This is a genomic window from Actinomadura sp. NPDC049753, assembly GCF_040674655.1.
Taxonomy (GTDB): Bacteria; Actinomycetota; Actinomycetes; order Streptosporangiales; family Streptosporangiaceae; genus Spirillospora; species Spirillospora verrucosospora.
In genome coordinates this window covers 1-21,761 of record NZ_JBFARL010000008.1, presented here as the reverse complement: position 1 = coordinate 21,761, position 21,761 = coordinate 1, and the positions used below count along the sequence as shown (strand labels likewise).

At 72.9% G+C, this 21,761-nt stretch carries 20 protein-coding genes; 6 read left to right on the top strand and 14 right to left on the bottom strand.

The genetic code is table 11. The features are described from left to right. Positions 1-6 precede the first annotated feature (6 nt). From AB0K37_RS03975 to AB0K37_RS03955, 5 genes are all read right to left on the bottom strand, one after another. Complete coding sequence (locus AB0K37_RS03975) at positions 7-753, bottom strand: ABC transporter ATP-binding protein (RefSeq protein WP_363974397.1); 747 nt, start codon at positions 751-753, stop codon at positions 7-9. Beyond that, positions 746-1,495 carry an ABC transporter ATP-binding protein gene (locus tag AB0K37_RS03970; RefSeq protein WP_363974394.1) on the bottom strand — a complete coding sequence of 250 codons (750 nt, stop codon included), beginning with the start codon at positions 1,493-1,495 and terminating at the stop codon, positions 746-748. The genes AB0K37_RS03975 and AB0K37_RS03970 overlap by 8 nt, the downstream gene beginning before the upstream one ends. Further along, positions 1,488-3,698, bottom strand: a complete 2,211-nt coding sequence (locus AB0K37_RS03965) for an ABC transporter permease (RefSeq protein ID WP_363974391.1) — start codon at positions 3,696-3,698, stop codon at positions 1,488-1,490. The genes AB0K37_RS03970 and AB0K37_RS03965 overlap by 8 nt, the downstream gene beginning before the upstream one ends. Before the next feature lie 57 nt (positions 3,699-3,755). Beyond that, complete coding sequence (locus tag AB0K37_RS03960; RefSeq protein ID WP_363974388.1) at positions 3,756-5,174, bottom strand: ABC transporter substrate-binding protein; 1,419 nt, start codon at positions 5,172-5,174, stop codon at positions 3,756-3,758. Between the two features lie 113 nt (positions 5,175-5,287). Continuing rightward, the gene (locus AB0K37_RS03955; protein ID WP_363974385.1) at positions 5,288-6,049 is read right to left on the bottom strand and encodes an SDR family oxidoreductase; all 762 of its coding nucleotides are present in this window, start codon (positions 6,047-6,049) and stop codon (positions 5,288-5,290) included. A 251-nt stretch (positions 6,050-6,300) separates the two neighbouring features. Between AB0K37_RS03955 and AB0K37_RS03950 the strand changes: the two genes are divergently transcribed. Together AB0K37_RS03950 and AB0K37_RS03945 are read left to right on the top strand one after the other, a co-directional pair. Further along, positions 6,301-7,908 carry an AMP-binding protein gene (locus AB0K37_RS03950; protein WP_363974382.1) on the top strand — a complete coding sequence of 536 codons (1,608 nt, stop codon included), beginning with the start codon at positions 6,301-6,303 and terminating at the stop codon, positions 7,906-7,908. A 29-nt stretch (positions 7,909-7,937) separates the two neighbouring features. Next, complete coding sequence (locus tag AB0K37_RS03945; protein ID WP_363974379.1) at positions 7,938-8,450, top strand: DUF6624 domain-containing protein; 513 nt, start codon at positions 7,938-7,940, stop codon at positions 8,448-8,450. Positions 8,451-8,456: 6 nt separating this feature from the next. Here AB0K37_RS03945 and AB0K37_RS03940 read toward each other — a convergent pair whose 3' ends face one another. Further along, positions 8,457-9,248, bottom strand: coding sequence for an NAD(P)H-binding protein (locus tag AB0K37_RS03940; RefSeq protein ID WP_363974376.1), 792 nt, complete (start codon positions 9,246-9,248; stop codon positions 8,457-8,459). Positions 9,249-9,327: 79 nt separating this feature from the next. Then, on the bottom strand, positions 9,328-10,749 hold the full coding sequence (locus AB0K37_RS03935; protein WP_363974373.1) for an ATP-binding protein: 1,422 nt from the start codon (positions 10,747-10,749) through the stop codon (positions 9,328-9,330). Positions 10,750-10,858: 109 nt separating this feature from the next. Between AB0K37_RS03935 and AB0K37_RS03930 the strand changes: the two genes are divergently transcribed. Continuing rightward, entirely contained in the window at positions 10,859-11,365 is a 507-nt protein-coding gene (locus AB0K37_RS03930; protein WP_363974370.1) for a DUF4240 domain-containing protein, read from the top strand. Positions 11,366-11,378: 13 nt separating this feature from the next. Here the strand turns inward: AB0K37_RS03930 and AB0K37_RS03925 are convergent, their stop codons facing one another. After that, positions 11,379-12,386: an SDR family NAD(P)-dependent oxidoreductase gene (locus AB0K37_RS03925; RefSeq protein WP_363974367.1), complete on the bottom strand. Its 1,008-nt coding sequence runs from the start codon at positions 12,384-12,386 to the stop codon at positions 11,379-11,381. A gap of 89 nt (positions 12,387-12,475) precedes the next feature. Between AB0K37_RS03925 and AB0K37_RS03920 the strand changes: the two genes are divergently transcribed. Then, positions 12,476-12,883 carry a MerR family transcriptional regulator gene (locus AB0K37_RS03920; protein ID WP_363974364.1) on the top strand — a complete coding sequence of 136 codons (408 nt, stop codon included), beginning with the start codon at positions 12,476-12,478 and terminating at the stop codon, positions 12,881-12,883. Positions 12,884-13,026: 143 nt separating this feature from the next. Beyond that, positions 13,027-13,767: a hypothetical protein gene (locus AB0K37_RS03915; RefSeq protein WP_363974362.1), complete on the top strand. Its 741-nt coding sequence runs from the start codon at positions 13,027-13,029 to the stop codon at positions 13,765-13,767. 261 nt (positions 13,768-14,028) lie between these two features. Here the strand turns inward: AB0K37_RS03915 and AB0K37_RS03910 are convergent, their stop codons facing one another. From AB0K37_RS03910 to AB0K37_RS03885, 6 genes are all read right to left on the bottom strand, one after another. Further along, on the bottom strand, positions 14,029-14,196 hold the full coding sequence (locus tag AB0K37_RS03910; RefSeq protein ID WP_363974359.1) for a hypothetical protein: 168 nt from the start codon (positions 14,194-14,196) through the stop codon (positions 14,029-14,031). Between the two features lie 111 nt (positions 14,197-14,307). After that, the gene (locus tag AB0K37_RS03905; protein WP_363974357.1) at positions 14,308-14,934 is read right to left on the bottom strand and encodes a Type 1 glutamine amidotransferase-like domain-containing protein; all 627 of its coding nucleotides are present in this window, start codon (positions 14,932-14,934) and stop codon (positions 14,308-14,310) included. Between the two features lie 58 nt (positions 14,935-14,992). After that, positions 14,993-15,604 (bottom strand): PaaI family thioesterase, encoded by a 612-nt coding sequence (locus AB0K37_RS03900; protein ID WP_363974354.1) that lies wholly within the window; start codon positions 15,602-15,604, stop codon positions 14,993-14,995. Continuing rightward, on the bottom strand, positions 15,601-17,778 hold the full coding sequence (locus tag AB0K37_RS03895) for an acyl-CoA dehydrogenase (RefSeq protein ID WP_363974351.1): 2,178 nt from the start codon (positions 17,776-17,778) through the stop codon (positions 15,601-15,603). The genes AB0K37_RS03900 and AB0K37_RS03895 overlap by 4 nt, the downstream gene beginning before the upstream one ends. A gap of 7 nt (positions 17,779-17,785) precedes the next feature. Next, entirely contained in the window at positions 17,786-18,946 is a 1,161-nt protein-coding gene (locus AB0K37_RS03890) for a steroid 3-ketoacyl-CoA thiolase (protein WP_363974348.1), read from the bottom strand. A 78-nt stretch (positions 18,947-19,024) separates the two neighbouring features. After that, entirely contained in the window at positions 19,025-20,620 is a 1,596-nt protein-coding gene (locus tag AB0K37_RS03885) for an AMP-binding protein (RefSeq protein WP_363974346.1), read from the bottom strand. Positions 20,621-20,792: 172 nt separating this feature from the next. Here AB0K37_RS03885 and AB0K37_RS03880 point away from each other — a divergent pair. Beyond that, positions 20,793-21,761 (top strand): 3-oxoacyl-ACP reductase (locus tag AB0K37_RS03880; RefSeq protein ID WP_363974343.1); only part of this gene is annotated, 969 nt, incomplete at its 3' end.

The window sequence follows — 21,761 nt, the reverse complement described above, 5'->3', positions numbered from 1 at the left end:
GGTGGGTCAACCTCCCAGGTAGTCGCTGGACAGCCGGTCTTCGATCTCGGCGGGCGGGCCGGCCGCCACCACGCGCCCGTGCAGCATCAGCGCGGCGGTGTCGGCGATCGGCAGGACGGCGCGGGCGAACTGCTCCGCGACCAGCACCGACAGGCCGCCCTCGACCAGCTCGGCGACCGTCTCGTACATCCGGGTGACGATCATGGGCGCGAGGCCCATGGACAGCTCGTCGAGCAGCAGCACCGCGGGGTCGCTGCCGAGCGCGCGCGACAGCGCGAGCATCTGCTGCTCGCCGCCGGACATGGATCCGGCGAGCTGGTGGCGGCGCTCGCCGAGGATCGGGAAGCGCGCGTAGGCCCGCTCCTCCAGGTCCTCCAGCCGGGCGCCGGTCCCGGTGGCGGCCCACAGGTTCTCCCGCACCGTCAGGTTGGGGAAGATCCCGCGGCCCTCGGGGATCGCGCAGACGCCGAGGCGCGCCGCGTCCTGCGCCGAGACGCCGTTCACCCTGCGCCCGGCGAACAGCAGGTCCCCGCCGGTCGGCGGGTGCAGGCCCGCGCACACCCGCATCGCGGTCGACTTGCCGCCGCCGTTCGGGCCGAGCAGCGCCAGCAGCGAGCCGGGCCGCAGCGCCAGGTCGACGCCGTGCAGGACCTCGATGGCGCCGTAGCCCGCCCGGATCCCCCTCATTTCGAGCAGCGGTTCCGGGGACGCGGCGGCGGCTGCCGGCCCGGTGGTCGTGTCCGGTTCAGGCATGACTCGCCTCCTCGGTGCCGATGTAGGCGGCGATGACCTCCGGCGACTCCTTGATCTCCCGCGGTGTGCCGGAGGCGATGAGCGCGCCGTAGTCGAGGACGTGGATGGTGGAGCACAGCCGCATGACCAGCGGCAGGTCGTGCTCGACCAGGCAGATCGCGAGGCCCTCGGCGGCCAGGCCGGTGAGCATCCCGGCGAAGGCCTCCGTCTCGCGCTCGGTCTGGCCGGAGGCGGGCTCGTCCAGCAGCAGCACGCGCGGCGAGGTCATCAGCGCGCGCGCCACCTCCACGACCCGGGCCCGCCCGATCGGGATGTCGGACACGTCGCGGCCGGCGACGTCCGTGAGGCCCGTGCGCTCCAGGACGCGGTCGGTCTCCTCGTCCAGGTCGAACCGCTTGCGGGACGTGGCGCGCAGGACGTCGCCCGCGACGCGGACGTTGTCGCGCACGGACAGCGACAGGAACAGCTCCAGCCGCTGGAACGTCCGCGCCATGCCGCGGCGGGCGCGCTTGGCCGGCGACAGCCGGGTGATGTCGTCCCCGTCCAGGAGCACCTGGCCGGACGCGGGCCTCTGCAGGCCGGTGATGGTGTTGAACATCGTGGTCTTGCCCGCGCCGTTCGGGCCGATGAGCCCGGTGATGCGGCCTTCGTCCATGGTGAGGCTCACGTCGTCCACGGCGGTGTTGCCGCCGAACCGGACGGTGACGCCGCGGGTCGCGAGCAGGGGCGGGGTCTCAGGCATGGACCGTTCCCTTCAGGCCGAGTTCGCGGTCGAGGCGGACGCGCAGCTCGTCGGTGTAGGGCTCGTCCACGCCGGCGAGTTCCAGCGGCACCGGGCGGGCCCTGCGCCCCTCCTCCAGGTAGGCGCGGCCCACGGCGGGCAGCAGCATGACGACGCACAGCGCGGCCAGCGCGAACGTCCACGTGCCGATCACGCCGGTCAGCGCGAGGACGTACAGGACGGCGCCGAGGGCCCCCGCCCCGAACAGCAGCGGGCGCGCGGCCCGGATCGCCCGGTAGCCCTCGACGAGGTCGTGGACGAACCCGCTCGGGTTCCGGCCGACGCCCATCCCGACCAGCGCCGTCCCGACGAGGACGAGGTGGCCGAGCGCCCGGTAGACGGTGGCCATGCCCTCGTTCTCCAGGGCCAGGTCGCCGAACGTGGAGACGAGGACGGCCGAGCCGACGCCCGCCATCAGCCCGCCGAACAGGGCGCCGCTGAGGTAGCCGATGCCCGCCACCACGACGAGCATGAGCAGCGCGAGGCTGCCGGTGAACGAGAAGTTCTCCTGCGCGACGGTCCCGGTCGCCGCCGACATCAGCACGCCGCCGAGCCCCGCGATCGCCGCGGAGATCATGAAGACGCTGAGCTTCAGCCGGACGAGGTTCTGCCCGAGCATCGCCGTCGCCGCCGGGCTGTCCTTCATCGCCGCGAGCCGCCGCCCGAAGCCGCTGCCGCGCAGCGCCGCGAGCCCGACGGCGATGAGAGCGAACAGCACGGTCGCGGTCATCAGCGAGGTCGTCCCGTCCCGCAGGTCGAGCGGGCCGGCCCTGAGCGGCGGGACGACGAGCGCCCCGTCCGGGAAGAGGGTGAACCTCATCCCGAACAGCTCGTGCTCGGTGGTGTCGCGCAGCACCATGTTCGACAGGAACTCGCCGAACGCCATGGTCGCCAGCGCCAGGTACAGGCCGCGCAGGCGCAGCGCCGGCAGCGCGACGAGCCCGCCGACCAGCGCCGCCGCCGCGACTCCGAGCAGCACGCCCTGGAGGTTCGTCCGGGCTCCGAGCCCGCTGCCCTGCACCCCGAAGTGGAACGCCACCACCGTCGCGACGGCCCCGAACGCCAGCGGCGCGAGGTTCAGCTCGCCCGCGTAGCCGGTGAGGACGGTCAGCGACAGCGCGATGATCGCGAACGTCATGCCGAGCGAGAACATGGTGACGGCGCCGTCCGACAGCAGCAGGCTGTAGAGGTAGACGGCGGCGACCAGCACGAGCCCCCACACCGCCGCCGACCGGACGGTCGGCGGCCGGTACCGCTCGCGGGTCCGGACCGCGGCCCCGCGCAGCCGGTCCTGGGGCAGCACCACCAGCACCACGAACAGGATGATCATCGGCAGCGAGACGCGCAGGTTGCCGGTGAACGTGCCCGCCGACGGCAGGTAGGCCAGCACGTAGTTCGCGGCCAGGCCGAGCACCATCGCGCCGGCGAACGTGCGGGGGATGCTGCGCAGCCGCCCGAACATCGCCGCCGCGAACGCGTCGATCACCAGCAGCGTCAGCGCGCCCGCGTCCAGCCCGCCGCCGCTGATCGGCACGATCAGCACCCCGGCGAGCACCGCCAGCGTCGACCCGAGCGCCCACGACAGCATCGCGGCGCGCTCCGGGTCGTGGCCGTTCAGCCGCAGCAGGTCGGGGTCGTCGACGGACCCGCGCATCACCACGCCGACCCGGCTGCGGGTGAACAGCACCCGCAGCCCGGCCGCGATCGCGACGGCGGCGACCAGGCACACGATCTCGTGGTACCGGACCACCACCCCGGCGATCGTGATCTTCGAGCCCGCGCCGAAGAACATGGCGACGGTGTGGGCCTCGTCGGGATTCCAGATCCACTGCGCCAGGTAGACGGTCCCGAGCAGCACCGCCACCGTCACGATGATCTTCGTGACGTCGGCGGTGCCGCGCAGGCCCCGCATGATGACGGCGTGCAGGGCGGCGCCCATCGCGGGGCCGGCGACGCCGACCACGACGATCAGCGCGAGCCACACCGGCCAGCCCCACCGCTCGGTGCAGTGCCAGTACAGGAACGTTCCGAACATGGCTTGCGCGCCATGCGCGAAGTTGAAGATTCCCGAGGTGTTGTACGTCAGCACGAGCCCCGAGGCCGCGATGGAGTACACCGAGCCCAGGACCAGGCCGAGAATGGTGTAGGTCAGGAACGTGGTCACGTGGTCACCGCCACTTGTTCACCGCCATGGGGAGGACGCCTCCGGCCGCCGTCGCGGTCAGGACGTCTGGGGCTTGATGACGTCGCCGGTCAGGAACTTGGTGGAGATCCGGTCGTCGCCGAGCCGCGTCCCCCACGTCTTCGGGTCGGTCTTGACGACGAAGTCGCCGCCGCACTCGAACTCGCCGACGTTCTTCGGGTACACCTGCTCGTACCTGGTCTTGTTCAGCTTGACCATCAGCGAGCACGACGCCGGCTTGTTGCCGCCCGGGTCGGTCGGCGCGTGCAGGCCGCCGCCCGTCCACTCGTGCACCTTCGACAGCTCGTCGATCACGCACTGCCGGGTCAGGTCCGAGCCGCACTTGCTCGCGGACTGCGCCCACAGCAGGAACGCCGAGGTGGCCTGCATGCCGAGCAGCGCGACCTTGCCCTTCTTCGCGTTGACGAGGTCGGTGTACTGCTTGACCGCCGGGACCTTGTCCGCGTTCTCCAGCGGCTGGAAGATCATGCCGACGTGCAGGCGGTCACCCGCGCCGGAGGTGTTCCACTTGGAGACCAGCGAGCTGTACCAGGTCGCCTCGAACACGTAGGTGGGGTCGGCGCCCGCCCGCTCGATCGACTCCAGCAGGTTGAACTGCCCCGGGTCGGGCGAGTCGGACGTCCACAGGTACTTCGCCCCGCAGTCCTTGATCTTCTTGGCGAACGGCATGTAGCTGCTCTCGCCCGCGTCGTTCAGCCGGACGCCGCACTCCAGCGGCGTGACGCCGATCCCCTTCATCGCGCTCGCGACCTTGTTGGTGCCGGTGCTGACGGCCGGGGACGTCGACAGCAGCAGGTCCGTCTTGTCCTTGTAGTCGGGGAACATCTTCTGCGCGATGCGCAGCGCGCCGATGTTCATCATGTCCACCGGGTACGGGACGGCCTCGTACTTCATCGGGCCCATCGCCGCGTTCGGGCCGACGGTGAAGCCGGCGACGGTCGGCAGCTTGCAGCCCACCCGGTACTGCTCGGCGGCCTCGTCCATCGCGAAGCCCTGCCCGACGAGCATGAAGTCCTGCCTGCAGGACTCCTGCACCACCTTCGCGGACTGCATGTAGGCGGCGTCGTACTGGTTGCCCTTGATCTTGCGCCCGTTGATGCCGCCCTGCTGGTTGCACCAGTCGATCATGGCGCTGACGGCGTCGCCCATCTCCTTGGACAGGCCGGGCGCGGAGGTGAAGCCGCGGTCGTCGCCGAACCCGATCGCGATCTGGTCGTCGGTGACGCCCTGGTCTGTCCTGCCCTTGGCGTCGCCGGGCCCGCACGGCGACGGCAGCGTCCCGAACGCCTTGGCGCCCGCGCCCGCGCTCGCGCCGCCGCCTGGACCGTTCCCGGCGGCCGTCCCGTCGGTGCCCGAGCGGTCGCTGGCACAGGACGTCGTCACGAGCGCGAGCGCGAGGGCTCCCGCCGCGAGGCGTCCGATCTTGTCGACCTTCATACGGACGTGCTCCTTTCACCGGCGCGCGCGAACGCGGCCGGTGGCATGGGGTGGGTTGAGATGGGGTGGTGGGGTGATGTCAGGCGGGGGGCGTGGTCTGGGTCGCCGCCGGTTCAGCCGAAGTGGGCCTGGCCGCCGTCAAGCGGGATGGTGGCGCCGGTGAGGTAGCGCATGGCCGGCTGGACGAGCGCCGCCACGGCCTTGCCGATGTCGTCCTCGCAGTCGCCGATGTAGCCGAGGGGGATCGTCCTGCGGAACTCCTCGGCCTCCTCGGGGTTCGTCTCCGCCCACCACTTCAGCCCGGGAGAGAGGGCGTGCGGGGCGATGCTGTTGGCGCGGATCCCGTCCGGCCCCCACTCGGCGGCGGCGGTGCGGGTCAGCAACCGGAGCGCCTGCTTGGCGGCCGCGTAGGCTCCGAAGGTGGTGGGGTCCCAGCGGACCATGGCGGAGGTGACGAGGTTGACGATGCTGCCGCCGCCCCGCGCCTTCATGTGGGGGTGGCACGCCCTCATGAACGCGAACGCGGCGAACGGGCCGGTCGTGAACCCTTTCCGGAACGCGCGGTCGCTCATCTCCAGGAGCGGCCCGTAGGCGCCGGAGTAGGCGTTGTTGACGAGGATGTCGATGCCGCCGAACGTCGCGGCGACGCGCTCGACCAGCGCGGGGATCGCCTCGGTGTCGGCGACGTCGCACTCGAACGCCTCGGCCTCGGCGCCGCGCGCCCGGACCAGCTCGCACGTCGCGTCGAGCTTGGCCCGCGTCCTGCCGAGCACGGCGACCGCCGCGCCCTCCGACGCCAGCGCGAGGGCGATGCCCTGCCCGACGCCCTGTCCCGCTCCGGTCACGATCGCGACCTTGCCGCTGAGGCTTCCCATGAAACGACTCCGCTCAGTCCTGCTTCGCGCCCAGCCCGGTCCTGTCGCCGCACGCGGCGGGACCGGACTGAATCAGTCCTGGTGAGGGCCCATGGTGATGTGATGGGGACCACGCGAAGGGACCAGTCCCGCTCACCGGGAATCACCGCGACCGGGGGTGCGGACCGGGGTCCCGCTGAGCGGAATGCCCTGGTGAAGCCCGTGGTGGGGCGGCCGACAATGAGCGCGTCCGGCGAGGAGGAGGGGTCCCGATGGAGATCGTCCGGAAGCTGACCGGTCCCGGCGGCGAGTTCGAGCTCCGGGAGGAGGACGTGCTCGGCGCCCGGATCCCGGTGTTCGCGAACCGCGCCCGCAGCCTCGGCGAGGTGCTCGTCCACTCGGCGTCCCACGGCGACCGGGACTACATCGTCACCGCGGACCGGCGGCTGAGCTTCGCCGAGCACGCCGCCGCCGTCGCCTCCATGGCGAAGGCGCTGCGCGACGACCTCGGCGTGCGCCCCGGGGACCGCATCGCGATCGACGCCGCCAACAGCCCCGAGTGGATCGTCTCGTTCTGGGCGGCGATCGCCGCCGGGGCCGTCGCGGTCGGCTACAACGCCTGGTGGGCGCCCCGCGAGATCGAGTACGCCCTCGGGCACACCGACCCGAAGGTCGTCATCGCCGACGAGAAGCGCGCCGCGCTGATCTCCGAGGACGTGCTGACGATGGAGCGGGACGTCCCGTCGCTGACGCGCCGCTACCCGGACGCCGTCCTGGAGCCCCCGCGGGTCGCCGAGGACGACCCGGCGGTCATCCTCTACACCAGCGGCACGTCGGGCCGCCCCAAGGGGGCCGTCCACTCGCACCGGAACCTGACCTCGGTGATCGAGTACCACCGCTTCAACGACGCGCTGATGCGCGCCTTCGGCGACCCGGTGGACCCCGCGTCCCGCCGCTACCTGCTGGCGCTGCCGCTGTTCCACATCGCGTGCCTGCACAACCTCGCCGTGCCCCGGCTCGCCACCGGCACCGCCGTGATCATGCACGAGGGCGGCTTCGACGTGGACAAGGTGCTCGGCCTCATCGAACGGGAGCGCGTGACCAACTGGGGCGCCGTCCCCACCATGGCGCACCGGATGATCGAGCACGGCGACCTGTCGAAGTACGACGTCTCCTCGCTCACGGCGTTCTCGCTGGCCACCGCGCCGTCCTCACCGGCGTTCAAGGAGCGGCTGCGCGCGGTGTTCCCGCCCGCGAAGGGCGGCCTGGTCGACAGCTACGGCCTCACCGAGTCGTGCACGGGCGTGTCCACCGCCACCCCCGCCGACCTGGAGGAGGCGCCGGGAACGCTCGGCCGCCCGTCGGTCGGGGTGCAGCTGGAGATCCGCGACCCGGACAACAAGGCGCTCCCCGACGGCGTCGAGGGCGAGGTCTGCGTCCGCAGCGCCTACAACATGGTCGGCTACTGGCGCGACCCCGAGGCCACCGCCCGCGCGTTCGACGCCGACCGCTGGCTGCACACCGGCGACATCGGCATGGTCGAAGAAGGCCGGCTGCGACTCACCACCCGCCGCTCCGACCTGATCATCCGCGGCGGCGAGAACGTCTACCCGGCGGAGATCGAGAACGTCCTCGCCGAGTACCCGGGGCTGCGCGAGTGCATCGTCATCGGCGTCCCCCATCCCGACCTCGGCCAGGAGGTCGCCGCGGTCGCCGTCTTCGCCGACGCCCCGCCCGCCGCCGAGGAGCTGGCCGACTTCGCCCGGGAGCGGCTCGCCTACTTCAAGGTCCCGTCCCGCTGGCACGTCACCACCGACCCCCTCCCCCGCAACGCGACCGGAAAGGTCCTCCGCAAACAGGTCGAGACCGAGGTCCTCTGACCCGCCCGGTCTGCCGCGATAGTGAAGGCATGCTGCGGGACGAGTTGTTACGTCGGGCGGAACGGGACCAGCGGGTCCGGGAGGCGGCGGCGCCCGATGGCCGGCTGACGATCGTGCAGGGGCTGCGCTTCCTCTGGACTGACCGGCGCAACACGGGGTGGCTGGCCCGCGCCGTCCGCCGGCACGGATGGCCGGGCGTCGCGGCCGTCGGCGCGGAGGCCGCGCACGCGGCCTGGCTGCTCGCCCAGCACGCCGACCGGCGGCCGCGCCTCCAGCGCATGTTCCTCAAGGCCCTGCGCGGGGCGGTCGAGGCCGGGGACGCCGACCGCAGGGACCTCGCCTACCTGGAGGACCGCGTCCGGGTCAACGCCGGGCTCCCCCAGCTGTACGGGACGCAGTACCACACGGCCGGGGGCGTCTTCGGGCCGCGGCCGATCGAGGACCCGGACCGCCTCGGCGAGCGCCGGGCCGAGGCGGGGCTTCCGCCGATGGCCGAACAGGACGCCCGCATGCGTCGCCTGGCCCGCGGCGAGCAGCCGTGAGCCCGCTCAGCCGACCGCCGCCTCGGCCGGGGCGGGGCGGCCGAGCCGCTCCGCCTGGAAGTCCTCCCAGGTGCGCGTGCCCTGGTCGGCTCCTTCGACGGAGAGGTTGTCGCCGGCGCGGTAGGCGCGCCCGGCCTTCCCCGGGATGCGGAGGGGCACCGTCGCGCGCCGCTTGCCGCTCGCCTTCAGGTATCCGCGGATGAGCGTGCCGAGCGGGAACACCTCGGGCCCGGCCAGGTCGGGGACGCGGCCGGCCGGTTCGCCGAGCGCCAGTTCCACGAGCCGCTCCGCGACGTCGCGCGCGTCCACCGGCTGGAAGCGCAGCCCGCGCGGGACCGGCACCACCGGGGACTTCGCCATCCCCTGCACTACCTTGAACACCAGGTCGTGGAACTGCGCGGCCCGCAGGATCGTGTACGGCACGCCCGACTCCTCCACGGCCCGCTCCACCTCCAGCTGGGACTTGAGCCAGGCCAGCGGCACGCTGTCGGCCCCGATGACCGAGATGAGCACGAGGTGCCTCACCCCCGCGCGCGAGGCGGCGCGCACCAGGTTCCGCGCGACCACGTCATCGCCCTTGTTGCCGCCCGCGAGGTGCAGGACGGTCTCGATGCCGTCCAGCGCGGCGTCGATGCCCTCGTCCTTGAACAGGTCGCCGGTCACGTACTCGACGCCGCCGGCGGGCTTCCGCTCGCTGCGGCTGAGCACCCGCACGTCCCGCCCGGCGTCCCGCAGCCGCGGGACGACCTGCCGTCCGAGCGTTCCCGTCCCACCGGTGACCAGGATGGCTGCTCCCATGACCCCTCCAAGCGAATCCCCTGTGCATTCACCCGTCACGACTGGACCGGCACCGAAAATGTGACATCGGCGCGCTCGTCTACTGGCGCCAGGCGCCGACCACATCGTCGGGGCCCCAGCTCAGGGCGACGTCACCGGTGATGTCCGAGCCGGAGAGCGACACCACGACGAGACCCGCGGCCGCCGGGTCCAGGCCGGGCACCTCGTTCGCGGCGCGGCGGAGGTCCGCCAGGTCGCGGTCGTCGAACGGGCCGTTCAGCCATTTGATCGAGCCGGCGAAGAGGATCCGGTTCGCCACGGGGGCGCGGTCGGCGCCGACGAGGTCGATCTCCGGATCGAAGCGGCGGTTCCACCAGCCGCCGACCGCGCCGGCGTCCGGCCAGGGCAGGTCCGACAGCTCCAGGGCCTGCCGGACGAGCGGCTCCACGGCCCGGCCCCGCCAGGACGTCCAGCGGCGCTCGATCAGGCGGAAGCCCGCGTCCGGCCGCCCCCGGCGGGCCTGCTCGTGGGCGGACCGGAGGACCGCCAGGTAGAGGCGCATGTTGCTGTCGGCGATCCGGTACAGGGCGGGCCTGCCGGACTTCGTGGAGAGGGGGTGCTCCTCGGCGAGGACGCGCTTCTCCCGGGTCAGCCGGCGCAGGAGGGGCGACAGGGTCCCGGACGGGAGCGCCTCGCCGCGCCCACCGGCCGCCGCGGCGATGTTGGCGTGGGTCCGGTCGCCCGAGCCGATGGCCTCCAGCACGCGCCGCGCCGTGTCGGGATTGGGGAACTCCGCCAGCAGGGACGCCTCCGGCACGCCGAACAGGGCCGCCGCCGGGTCGGCGCACTCGTCCCGCATGAAGTCCAGCGCGGGCGTGGCATGGGGCCAGGTCCTGACGATGCCCGGCAGCCCTCCGGAGACGAGGTGCGCGTCGATGGCGTCGGCGGCGCCGAGCCCGAGCGCCTGGCCCAGGTCGGCCGGGTTCAGCGGACCGAGCACCATGTTGTCGGCCCGCCCGTAGAACGGGCGGTCGTAGGCGGTGAGGCGCTCCATCATGTGCAGGTCGCTGCCCAGGAGCAGGAGCAGGACGGGCTTGGACGACAGAAGCCGATCCCACGCGGTCTGCAACGCGCCGTCGAACACGGGGTCCTGCTCGGCGAGCCACGGCAGCTCGTCCAGCACGACGATGGACGGCGTGTCGGGAAGCGTCGCCGCCAGGACCCTGAACGCGTCGGGCCAGTTGCCGCCGTCCAACCGGGGGACGAGGTCGGGCTCGCCCGGCAGGGCCGACTCCCTGAGGTCGCGCGTGAACGAGGCCACCGCCTCGACGGGCGATGCTCCCTTCGTGGCGGCCGAGAAGAGGTACGGCACACCGGCGCGGTCGCAGAACTCCTGGACGAGCCGCGACTTGCCCACCTGGCGCCGACCGCGCAAGGCGACCGCCGTCCCGGCCCCCGTGGCCGCGACCCGCTCCAGCCGCTTCCCCAGCAGCGCCAGCTCGGCCCTCCGACCGATGAACATCGGGCCCCCATGTAGGTAGCGCGTATCTATGTAGATTGAGTCTACATAGAAGGTCCCCGAGGGGGCCTGACGCCGGTGAACTGTCGGCCGGGCCTGGTTGGCTTCCGCCATGACCGACGAACGATTCTGGGACTTGATCGAAGCGGCATGGGCGCCCCTGGGGGACGAGGTCGCCGCCGCACGACGGGCCCTCACCACGCGCGACCTGTCCACGGACGTCTGGGAGATGCCCGAGATCTCCGTGGTCGACAAGGGCCTGGACGCGTTTCTCGGCAACCTCGAAGCCGCCGCCCGCGACCTGTCCGCCGAGGAGCTGACCGACCTCGACCGGGTGTGCGAGCGCCTGCTCCACGACATCGACCGGGCCGACATCCACGAGGTGACGGACGGCTCCGACGACGGCTTCCTCTACGCGCGCGGCTTCATCGTGGCCATGGGCCGCGACTTCTACACGGCGGTGGCCGCGGACCCCCGCGTCGCCGTGCTGGACGCCGACTGCGAGTCGATGTGCTACTTCTTCGCCCACGCGCACCGCGGACGTTTCGGCGACTTCCCCGACACCGGCTCGGGCATCTCCCGCGAGAGCTGCACGAACCGCGACGGCTGGCCGGGCTGAGGCGGCCCGATCGTCAGCCGGCGGCGTGATACTGGCGGATGAGCCAGGCGTCGCCGCGGTGCTCGGCGACGATGGACAGCCGCACGGGGCGCTCCTCACCGGTCGGGGCGGTGAAGGTCACTTCGGCGAACCCGCTCACCAGGCGTTCGCTCAGACGAGTCTCGCCGAGCACGTCGACCCTGGCCGTCGTGCCTTCGGGGACGTCGGCGTAGTAGCCGACGATCTCCTCCCTGCCCCGGCGCAGGGAGGGGGTGGTGCCCTGGAAGAGCGCGTCCGGGCTGAAGAGCGAGGACAGCTCGTCGGGCCGGCGCCGGTCGAAGGCGCCCCGCCAGGCGTCCAGCAGTCCCGCGAGGACGCCGGTCGCCGCCTGCCGCGCGGTGTGCAGGACCTCGTGCTCCCACTGGTGCCGCGGCTGGCCGTGCAGGCGCCAGTAGTGCTCGGCGATGTCGTCGGGATCGAAGTCGGTACCCGGCGCCACGGGTCCGTCGACGGTGACGCTGGCGGCGTGCACTCCGGCGTCCCCGTACCGCTGGTCGAGGATTCGGACCAGGGTCCGGACGCCCGCCTTGCCGAGGGAGAGGCTGGTGTACTGCCATTTCGGCTCGGGCATTCCTCCGGTGATGAGGATCGACCCGCTCCCGCGGCGTGCCATCTCCGGAGCCAGATGGTCGGCGGCGGTGTGCGCACCCACGACGTTGACCGCCCAGGCCGCCAGATGTGCGCGCGCCGGCAACTCCCCCGGCGCATCGGCCTGGACGATCGCGGCGTTGTAGACCACGACGTCGGGAAGCCCGAACTCGGCGACGGCCCGGTCCAGGGCGGCGCGCAGGGCGTCCTCGTCGGCGCAGTCGGCCGCGAGGGTGAGGACGGGCACCCCGCTGGACTCGACGGCACGAGCCCCGGCTCGTAGCGTCTCGTCACCGCGGGCCACGAGGGCGATCGGATACCCCTCCCCGGCGAACCTGCGCGCGACCGCCTGCCCGATCCCCGGGCCCGCTCCGATGATCACTGCTCCGGACACTCTCCGCCTCCTCGAAATCCTTGGTCGGGAATACTCGGCACGCTAAGGCGTCACATTCGTGTGAGGGTCAACTCCGGAGGGGGAGAAGCATGCGGATCGGTGAGCTCGCCGCCACGACGGGGGTGAACCGGCGGCTGCTGCGCTACTACGAGGAGCAGGGCCTGCTGCACCCGGTACGGCTGGCCAACGGCTACCGGGAGTACACCGGCGCCGACGTCGCGGCGGTGCGCCACATCCGCGCCCTGCTCGCCGCCGGACTCACCACCGCGACCATCGCCCAACTCCTGCCCTGCGTCCACGACGAGGAGGGGCGGATGGTGCCGTCGTCCTGCCCGACCACGATCGCCAAGCTGCGGCAGGAGCATTCCCGCATCGCCGGGACGATCACCCGGCTCAGGACCGCCCAGCACGCGCTCGACTCGATCCTCGCCACCGCCCTGCAGCGGCTCGGCCCCGTCCCCGCGGAACCCGCGCCACCGCAACCGCAGGAGGGATGACTCCGCAGCTCGAAACCGCTGCCCGCGACCTGTCCGCCACTGAGCCGACCCGAACCGGGCGTGCAAGCGTCTCCTCCACGCCATCGACCGCGACGGCCGGCCGGTCCGAGGCGCGCGGCTCGGCGGTGTGATTGAGTCGACCGGTGCGACTCACCATGATCGCGGTCCTCGCCGTCACGGCCCTGGCCGCCGGCTGCGCGGACACCACGGCCGAGAGGAACGCCGCGGGCGACGCGCGCGACAAGGCCATGCAGGTGGGCAACGCCATGTACGGCACCCGGCTGGTCAATGCGGACGACATCGGCCACCACATCGCGGACCTCAAGGACGTCGAGGTTCTGGCGGTGACGGGTGCCGGAACCGGCGATCCGCGCGGCGTCCGGGTGACCGTGCGGGTCTCCGGTGTCGCGCAACAAGGCGAGGGGCTGTTCCGAGGGCCTGGGCGGGTCACTGTCGACCGCTGCTTCGAGCTGGCCTTCGCCGGCGGGCCCGGCGAGTGGAACGCCGTCCCGCCACAGACTCCCTGCCCTCCCGGAACTCCCCTGACCTTCGCCCCTTGGGCCGACGCACCATCGATCTCCGTCGCGCGGATCGAGCGAGCCCTGCCCAAGGTGAACACGCTTCCCTCAGGCCGGGGCGTGGAGGAGAAGGACGTCCGCGCCGCGCTCGCGAAGCTCGGCCTGCACCCCGCGATCAGGGTCGAGACCGAGGCTCAATCCGACTTCGCCGTCGGCGTGGCCCTGGTCACCGCCACGGCAGCCCCGGGCGAATCGCCCTGCGTCCTCGCCAGGGTCGTCCCGGGCAAGGCGAAGGCGTGGCTTCCGTCCCCGGCCGAGCTCGGGAAGGGCTGCAATGCCCACACCGCGCTGGGCACCGGCCGTTAGCACGACCCGCGATCGACAGCACATCCGAGGCCGCATGCCGCCGGCTTGCCGTCCGGCCTCGCCGCCACATGGACTCGGGCCGCACCCGGTTCACCGCCGACCGGACCGAGGCACCGGACTCGCCGCGCGGTTCCACGTGGGCACTCGACATCCTCGACGGGCGGATCCAGACGATCCGTACGGTCAACAACTCGGACAAGCTCCGGCACGTCGGTCCGGTCGCGGACGCGTGGAGCGCTCTCCGTGCGGCCGGCCGGACCGCTAGATCGGGTAGCGGGTGGCCTCGTCGATCGGCGTGGGGGTCGTTTCCGCTATCGCCTGGGGCTTGGGCGGGACCTCCTGGCCTGGAACCGTGTCCTCCAACTGGACGCGGGGCGGCAGCGCGCGCCATCGGCCTTCCGGGTTCTCGGACCGCTCGTGATCGCTCATATGTCCATGATGCCCGTCAACGAGGGCGTGGTGGGTGCTGGGTGATAAAGAGGCCCTCGGCGGAGACGCAGGTCCTGCCGCCCGCCTCGATCTCGCCGGTGCTGCGGATCTTCAACCTGAGCAAGCGGACTCCAGGATCTCAAATCCGTCGCCGGCGACGCTGACGGCCTGGTCATCGTCGATCGACAGCACGCGCCATCTCCGGCGAGACTCGCGGGCCAGCCGGTCGTGGCGCGCGGCCCTGCCCCGGTTCCGGTGGGGCAGCACGACGAACGGGACCAGCCCGAGCCCGGCGGTGGAGTCGACGGCTCCGGGATCGTCGGCCCCTTGCAGCGGCCCCAGATCGGGCCCGGCGAGAGCCGCCCCGGCCGAGATCCCCACGTAGGCCAGTGAGCCGTCGGCGACGGCGGGCGCGGCGACGCGATCGAACCCGCTGCGACGGACATGCTCCAGCAGGAAGATGGGATACCCGCCGGTGACGAAGACGACCTGAGCCCCGTCAAGTAGGCGCCGGACGTGGTCACCAGCGGCCCGTTCCAGATCGAGGACGTCCACCGCCAGCCCCTCGGCCTTGAGCAGGTCGGCGGCGGCACGGACGAACGGGGCGGACGGGAGCGGATTCGCCGCCGTGGGGACGAGGACCGCCCGACGGGCCGCAACCGCCAGCGAGCCCAGCCAGGCGGGCAGCGCCCCTAGCCCAGCCGACCCCAGAAACAACCGTGCCTCCAAGAACGTCACGCCTTGATCCTCCCGCCGCCCGGACATGGGCGGCGCGTCGGGGGTGTGAGGGGGCGGGTCAGCGGGGGCGGGGTGGGTGTTTGGCGATGAAGAGGCCCTCGGCGGTCACGCAGTCGTGGCCGCCGGCCTGGATCGCTCCAACCGTGCGGATCCTGCGGCCGTCCACGGAGATCTGGCGGGCGCTGATCGTGAGGGGCTCGAAGAGGGGGGTCAGGCGGTGGTAGCGGAGGGTGAGCTCCGCTGTCATGCCCGACTTGCCCGCCCATCCGTTCGCCACGCCGAGGGTGTGGTCCAGCAGGAGGGCCGAGATCCCGCCGTGGACGCTGGACGGCGGCCCCTGGTAGGGCAGGCCCAGCGTCGTGGTCGCCTCGATGGTGCGGGAGTCCGCGGCGGTGTATTCGAGCGGCGGGGCGATCGGGTTCTCGGGGCCGGTGACCGGGTCGTGGCGGGTGTTGCCGTCGCCGCGCCACATGTCGACCAGGCGGTCGCGCAGCGGCGGGGCCGCCGCCTCCAGGTCGTCGGCCACGGCGTTCAGGCGGTCGGCCACGTCGGACATGTCGGCGCCCGTGAGGTCGCCGGAGCGGACCAGCGCGTCGACGACGCGGCGGGCCGCGGCGGCCGCCGTGTCCACGCCGGTCGCCTGGTGCTCGGCCTGCAGGTCCAGGGTCACGACGCCGCCCGCGGGTCGCGCGGAAGGCCGAGCAGGCGCTCCCCGATGATGTTCAGCTGGACGTCGGTGGTGCCGCCCGCGATCGACATGTTGCGGGAGTTCAGGAACATCCAGGTCGGGTCGTCCATCCCGCCCCCGCCCTCGCCGGAGAGCGCCTCCGGGCCGATCCAGTCCACGGCCGTCTCCCACACCTGCTGGATGTGCTCGACGCCGATCAGCTTGCCGATGCTGGACTCGGCGCCCGGCTGGGCCCCGGCGAGGGAGCGCAGGGTGGTGCGCAGGCCGAACAGGCTGCTCGACTGCGCGTCGCAGAGGATGCCGCCGAGCGTGGTCAGGCGCTCGTCGTCGGCGTCCGTCGCCAGCTTGAGGAGGGCCTCGCCGCCGCTGCCGAGGGACGAGTCGTTCGAGAGCGAGACGCGCTCGTTGGCGAGGGTCGTGCGGGCGAGCTTCCAGCCGTCGCCCGGTGCGGCGACGAGGAGGTCGTCGGGGATGAAGACGCCGTCCAGGAACACCTCGTTGAAGAGCGTGTCTCCGGTCAGCTCGCGCAGCGGCCGGATGTCGATGCCGGGCGACTTCATGTCGAGCAGGAAGTACGACAGGCCCTTGTGCTTCGGGACGGACGGGTCGGTGCGCGCCAGCAGGATGCCCCAGTCGGCCTCGCGGGCCATGGACGTCCACACCTTCTGGCCGGTGATCTTCCAGCCGCCCTCGACCTTCTCCGCGCGGGTGCTGAGGGCGGCGAGGTCGGAGCCCGCGCCGGGCTCGGAGAACAGCTGGCACCAGCGGATGTCGCCGTGCAGCGAGGCCGGCAGGAAGCGGTCGTGCTGGGCGGCCGAACCGTGCGCGATCAGCGTCGGCACCACCCAGTTGCCGATGATCATGTCGTGGGCGCGCAGGCCGGCGGCGCGCATCTCCTCGGCGATGACGAGCTGGGACACGGCGTCGGCGCCCTTGCCCCAGGGCTGGGGCAGGTGGGGCGACGTGTAGCCGCGGGCGGCGAGGTAGGCGCGGCGCTCCTTGCCGTCCAGGGCCTTCGCGGGCTCCAGCTCGGCGCGGATCTCGGCGCGGATCCGCTCGGCCTCCGGGGGGAGCTCGACGCGGAGTTCGCGGCGGACGCCGTCGAGGGTGAGGCGGGCGACGCGGCGGCGCCAGGACGCGGTGGAGCCGAGCAGGACGCGGAGGGTCTGGGCGCGGCGCAGGTAGAGGCTCGCGTCGTGCTCCCAGGTGAAGCCGATGCCGCCGAGGGTCTGCACGCAGTCCTTCGCGGTCTGGAACGCGGCCTGGACGCTGGTGGCCCCGGCGACCGCCGCCGCCAGCGACGCCTCCCGTCCGCGCCCCTCGTCGTGGGCGCGGGCGGCGTCCCAGGCGCAGGCGCGGGCCTGTTCGGCGTGCGCGAGCATCCGCGCGCAGCGGTGCTTGACCCCCTGGAACTGCCCGATGGGACGGCCGAACTGCTCGCGGACCTTGGCGTACTCGGCGGCGGTGCTCGTCGCGCGGTCCGCCAGGCCGGACGCCTCGGCGGCGAACAGCACCGCCGCGAGGTCCCGCACGGCCTGCGAGCCGATCTCCAGGACCGAACCCCCGGGGATGGTCCGGTTCTCCAGCCCGACCCTGCCCAGCCGCCGGGTCAGGTCGTGGCTGGGCAGTTCGTCCACCCTCACGGCGTCCCGGGGCAGCAGGATCCAGGCCGTCGCGTCGCCGTCCTTCACCGGGAGGACGAGCACGTCCGCCAGGGGGGCGCCCAGGACGGGCCCCGACGTGCCGGCCACCGTGATCTCGCCGCCCGAGCGGGAGACCGCCAGGCTTCCCGTGTCCAGCCCCACGGCGCCGGTCGCGCTCCCGTCGGCGAGGGACGGCAGGTGCTCGGCGCGCCCCGCCCGGTGCAGCACGGCGCTCGCCAGCACCGTCGGGAGGAACGGCCCCGGGGTGACGGCGCGCCCGAGTTCCTCCAGGACGACGGCCACTTCGACCATCCCGTAGCCCGCGCCGCCCGCGTCCTCGGGGAGGTGCAGGCCGAGCAGGCCCTGCGCGGCGAGGTCGTCCCAGAACGCGGGAGCCTCCTCCCGCCCGGCGTCCACGGCGGCGCGGACGGCCGCGGGGGGCACCTGCCGGGAGGTGAACGCGCGCACGGCGTCGCGGAGGTCGCGGTGCTCCTCGGTCAGCCCGATGGTCATGTGCTCCTCAGATCCGTTCGATGATGGTGGCCGTGGAGTGCGCGCCGCCCGCGCACATCGTGACGAGGGCGGTCGACTTGTCGGACCGCTCCAGCTCGTTCACGGCCTGGGTGATGAGGCGGGCGCCGGTGGAGCCGACCGCGTGGCCGAGGGCGATGGCGCCGCCGTTGACGTTGACCCGGTCCATGTCCGCGCCGTGCACCGAGGCCCAGGACAGCACGACCGACGCGAACGCCTCGTTGATCTCCACGAGGTCGATGTCGGACAGCCTCATCCGGGCCCGGTCCAGCACATGCCGGGTCGCCTCGATCGGCCCGTCCAGGTGGTAGTACGGGTCGGAGCCCACCATCCCGGACGCGACGATCCGGGCCCGGGGGCGCAGGCCCAGCTCGGCGGCCCGGTCCGCCGCCATCAGCAGCACCGCCGCGGCGCCGTCGCTGATCTGCGACGAGTTGCCCGCGGTGTGGACGCCGTCCGGGAGGACCGGCTTCAGCCCGGCGAGCGCCTCGGCGGTCGTGTCGCGCAGGCCCTGGTCGCGGGTCACGACGGCGGTCTCCCCGGTGGGGCCCTCCTTGGTCATGACCGGCGCCTCGATCTCCAGGATCTGTCCCGCGAAGCGGTCCTGCGCCCACGCCGCGTTCGCCTTGACCTGCGACGCCAGCCCGAACGCGTCCGCGTCCTCCCGGGTGATGCCGCGCTTCCTCGCGATGCGCTCGGCCGCGGTGAACTGGTCGGGCATGTCCAGCTCCCAGCCGTCGGGCGCCGGGCTGCCGGTCTCCGGGGTGAGCGCCTGGCCGAGGAAGACCCGGCTCATCGCCTCGACGCCGCAGCCGATCCCGGTGTGCACCGCCCCGGACGCGATCAGTCCCGCCACGAGGTGCACGGCCTGCTGGGACGACCCGCACGCGCAGTCGATCGTCGTGCACGCCGTCTGGTACGGCAGGCCCGCGTACAGCCAGGCGTTGCGGGTGACGTTGTTGGACTGCTCGCCCGCCTGCGTCACGCAGCCGCCGACGACCTGCCCCACGGTCGCGGCCTCGACGCCGGCGCGTTCGAGCAGCCCGCGCTGCACCGCCCCGAGCAACTGCGCCGGGTGGAGCCCCGACAGGGCCCCGTACCGCTTGCCGACCGGAGTTCGGACGGCATCGACGATGACGGCCTCGGGCATGGCGGACACTCCTTCACTACGAACAAGCGGATCGGTACGCCGCCCCGGAACGCGCGGCGGCGTTCCCCGGGCGGTAGGTCAGGCCGTGGGCTCGCCGGCGAGGACCTGTTCGGCCCAGCGATAGTCGGCCTTGCCGCTCGGGGAGCGGACGACCGGGGTGAAGGCGACGACGGCCGGGATCTTGTAGCCCGCCAGGTGCGCGCGGCAGTGGGCGCGCAGGTCCTCGGCGGTGGCGGGCGCGCCGGTTCGCAGCTCGACGACGGCGGCGACGCGTTCGCCGAAACGGTCGTCGGGGACGCCCGCGACCAGGGCGTCCATCACCGCCGGGTGCGACTTGAGGGCCTGCTCGACCTCCTCGGGGAAGACCTTCTCGCCCCCGGTGTTGATGCAGCCGGAGCCGCGGCCGAGCACGACGACGGTGCCGTCGGCCTCGACGCGGGCCATGTCGCCGAGGATCGTCCAGCGCTCGCCGTCGATGACGGGGAAGGTCCGGGCGGTCTTCACCGGGTCGTTGTGGTAGCCGAGGGGGACGTGGCCAGAGCGGGCGACGTGGCCGACCTCGTCCGAGCCGGGCGGGATCGGCTTCATGTCCGCGTCGACGACGGTGACGTGCGGGCCGGCGGCGAGCCGCATCAGGCCGTCCTCGCCCACGCTGATGCTGCCGTCCACGCCGGACTCGGAGGCGCCGAAGCCGTTGCTGACGTGCAGGCCGGGGATCAGCTCGGCGAACTCCTCCTGGACGCTGCGCGACAGGATCGCGCCGCCGGAGCCGAGCACCTTGAACGAGGACAGGTCGTGACGGGCGCCGTGCGCGCGGATCGCGTCGGCGAGCGGGCGCGCGATCGCGTCCCCGACCACCGTCACGATCATGGGCTTCTCGCGCTCGATCAGGCCGAGGGCCTCGATCGGGTCGAAACGCCGCATCAGGATCGTGGTGGAGCCGGTGAACAGCGACATCAGCAGCGTGTAGGTCGCGGCGCCGTGCATCAGCGGCATCGTGAGCATGTAGCCGAGCGCGAACCCGTCCCGCGCCGCGGTGGCGAGGGACTCGGCGGTGAGGTGCGGGTCGCCGTAGGGGTTCCCGCCCTTCACGGCGGCCATGTAGAAGTCCTCGTGGCGCCAGACGACGCCCTTGGGCGGCCCGGTGGTTCCGCCCGTGTAGAGGATGTAGCGGTCGTCGGCGCTGCGGCCCTCCCTGAGGGACGGGCCGGGCTCGGTCTCGTCCGCGTCGTAGGCGGCGACGTCGATCTGCGGCGGCCATGCCGGGGCGTCGCCGCCGGCCCCGGCGACCGCCACGTGGCGGAGCGCGGGGCAGTCGCCGGCCACCCGGGCGGCGGCGGGGGCGAACTCCGCGTCCACGACCAGGCCCGCCAGCTCGGCGTCGGTGTAGATGTGGCGCAGCCCGCGGTCGGTGTACCGGTAGTTGACGTTGACCGGGACGGCGCGGGCCTTCAGGCAGCCGAGCAGCGTCTCGACGTACTCGGCGCTGTTCAGCATGTGGACGCCGACGTGCTCCCCGGGCGCGATGCCCGCCGCGCGCAGCCGGTGCGCCACGGCGTCCGCCCGCCGGTCCAGTTCGGCGAAGGTCTGCCTGCGGTCGCCGCAGACGAGAGCCGGACGGGCGGGCACGGCCGCGGCCACCGCCTCGAAGAGGGTCGCCAGGTTCAGCGTCATGGCGCGAGACTAGAATTCATTCTCATTCGAGGGCAACGGCTGTCCCACTCAGCGGTCCGCGCCGGTCGAACGGCCGGTGCGGGTCCGCTCAGCGGGACGTCTCCGGCGGCGGAACTAGAATACGTACTAGCCTCCCGGCGGACGTTCCCCCCACACCGACCCGGAGGCTCCGATGAACGCCGACCTCTCTCTGGCGGGCCGCACCGCCGTCGTCACCGGCGCGGGCGCGGGGCTGGGCCGCTGCGAGGCCCTCGCCCTGGCCGCGCGGGGTGCCAACGTCGTCGTCAACGACATGGGACCGGCCGCCGAGGAGGTCGTCGCCGAGATCAAGCGGGCGGGCGGTCAGGCCGTCGCGGTGACCGGGGACGTCGGCGACTGGTCGATGGGCGACACGCTGGTGTCGGCCGCCGTCGACACGTTCGGCTCGCTGGACGTCCTGGTCAACAACGCGGGCGTGCTGCGCGACAAGATGTTGTTCAACCTGTCGGAGTCGGACTGGGACGACGTCGTCCGCGTCCACCTGAAGGGGCACGCGGCGGTGTCGCGGGCCGCCGCCGTGCACTGGCGGGCCGCCAGCAAGGCCGCGGGCGGCCCCGTCTACGGACGGGTGGTCAACACCGCGTCGGAGGCGTTCCTGTTCGGGTCGGCGGGCCAGCCCAACTACTCGGCGGCCAAGGCCGGCATCGTCGCGCTGACGCTGTCGACGGCGGCGGGCCTCGGCCGGTACGGGGTGCGCGCCAACGCGATCTGCCCCCGCGCCCGGACGGCGATGACCGAGGCGACGTTCGCCGAGGGCACCTCCCCCGGCGGACTGGACTCCATGGCGCCCGAGCGGGTCGGGACGTTCGTCGGCTACCTCGCGTCCCCGGCGGCGGAGAAGATCAGCGGGCAGGTGTTCGTGGTGTACGGCGACATGGTCGCGCTGATGGCCGCGCCGACCGTGGAGCACAAGTTCACCGCCGCGGACGGCGTCTTCTCCGTCGAGGAGCTCGGCGAGCAGATCACCCCGTACTTCGAGGGGCGCGAGCCGCACCGGACCTACGCCGCCTACAGCGTCGCCGCGCTCGACGGAGAAGACGCCGTCCGCGGCGGTGAACTTGTGCTCCACGGTCGGCGCGGCCATCAGCGCGACCATGTCGCC

Excerpts from the sequence above, each read along its gene's own strand:
- AB0K37_RS03975 (WP_363974397.1), bottom strand. The coding sequence starts at position 753 with ATGCCTGAACCGGACACGACCACCGGGCCGGCAGCCGCCGCCGCGTCC.
- AB0K37_RS03970 (WP_363974394.1), bottom strand. The coding sequence starts at position 1,495 with ATGCCTGAGACCCCGCCCCTGCTCGCGACCCGCGGCGTCACCGTCCGG.
- AB0K37_RS03960 (WP_363974388.1), bottom strand. The coding sequence starts at position 5,174 with ATGAAGGTCGACAAGATCGGACGCCTCGCGGCGGGAGCCCTCGCGCTC.
- AB0K37_RS03955 (WP_363974385.1), bottom strand. The coding sequence starts at position 6,049 with ATGGGAAGCCTCAGCGGCAAGGTCGCGATCGTGACCGGAGCGGGACAG.
- AB0K37_RS03950 (WP_363974382.1), top strand. The coding sequence starts at position 6,301 with ATGGAGATCGTCCGGAAGCTGACCGGTCCCGGCGGCGAGTTCGAGCTC.
- AB0K37_RS03945 (WP_363974379.1), top strand. The coding sequence starts at position 7,938 with ATGCTGCGGGACGAGTTGTTACGTCGGGCGGAACGGGACCAGCGGGTC.
- AB0K37_RS03940 (WP_363974376.1), bottom strand. The coding sequence starts at position 9,248 with ATGGGAGCAGCCATCCTGGTCACCGGTGGGACGGGAACGCTCGGACGG.
- AB0K37_RS03935 (WP_363974373.1), bottom strand. The coding sequence starts at position 10,749 with ATGTTCATCGGTCGGAGGGCCGAGCTGGCGCTGCTGGGGAAGCGGCTG.
- AB0K37_RS03930 (WP_363974370.1), top strand. The coding sequence starts at position 10,859 with ATGACCGACGAACGATTCTGGGACTTGATCGAAGCGGCATGGGCGCCC.
- AB0K37_RS03920 (WP_363974364.1), top strand. The coding sequence starts at position 12,476 with ATGCGGATCGGTGAGCTCGCCGCCACGACGGGGGTGAACCGGCGGCTG.
- AB0K37_RS03910 (WP_363974359.1), bottom strand. The coding sequence starts at position 14,196 with ATGAGCGATCACGAGCGGTCCGAGAACCCGGAAGGCCGATGGCGCGCG.
- AB0K37_RS03895 (WP_363974351.1), bottom strand. The coding sequence starts at position 17,778 with ATGACCATCGGGCTGACCGAGGAGCACCGCGACCTCCGCGACGCCGTG.
- AB0K37_RS03890 (WP_363974348.1), bottom strand. The coding sequence starts at position 18,946 with ATGCCCGAGGCCGTCATCGTCGATGCCGTCCGAACTCCGGTCGGCAAG.
- AB0K37_RS03885 (WP_363974346.1), bottom strand. The coding sequence starts at position 20,620 with ATGACGCTGAACCTGGCGACCCTCTTCGAGGCGGTGGCCGCGGCCGTG.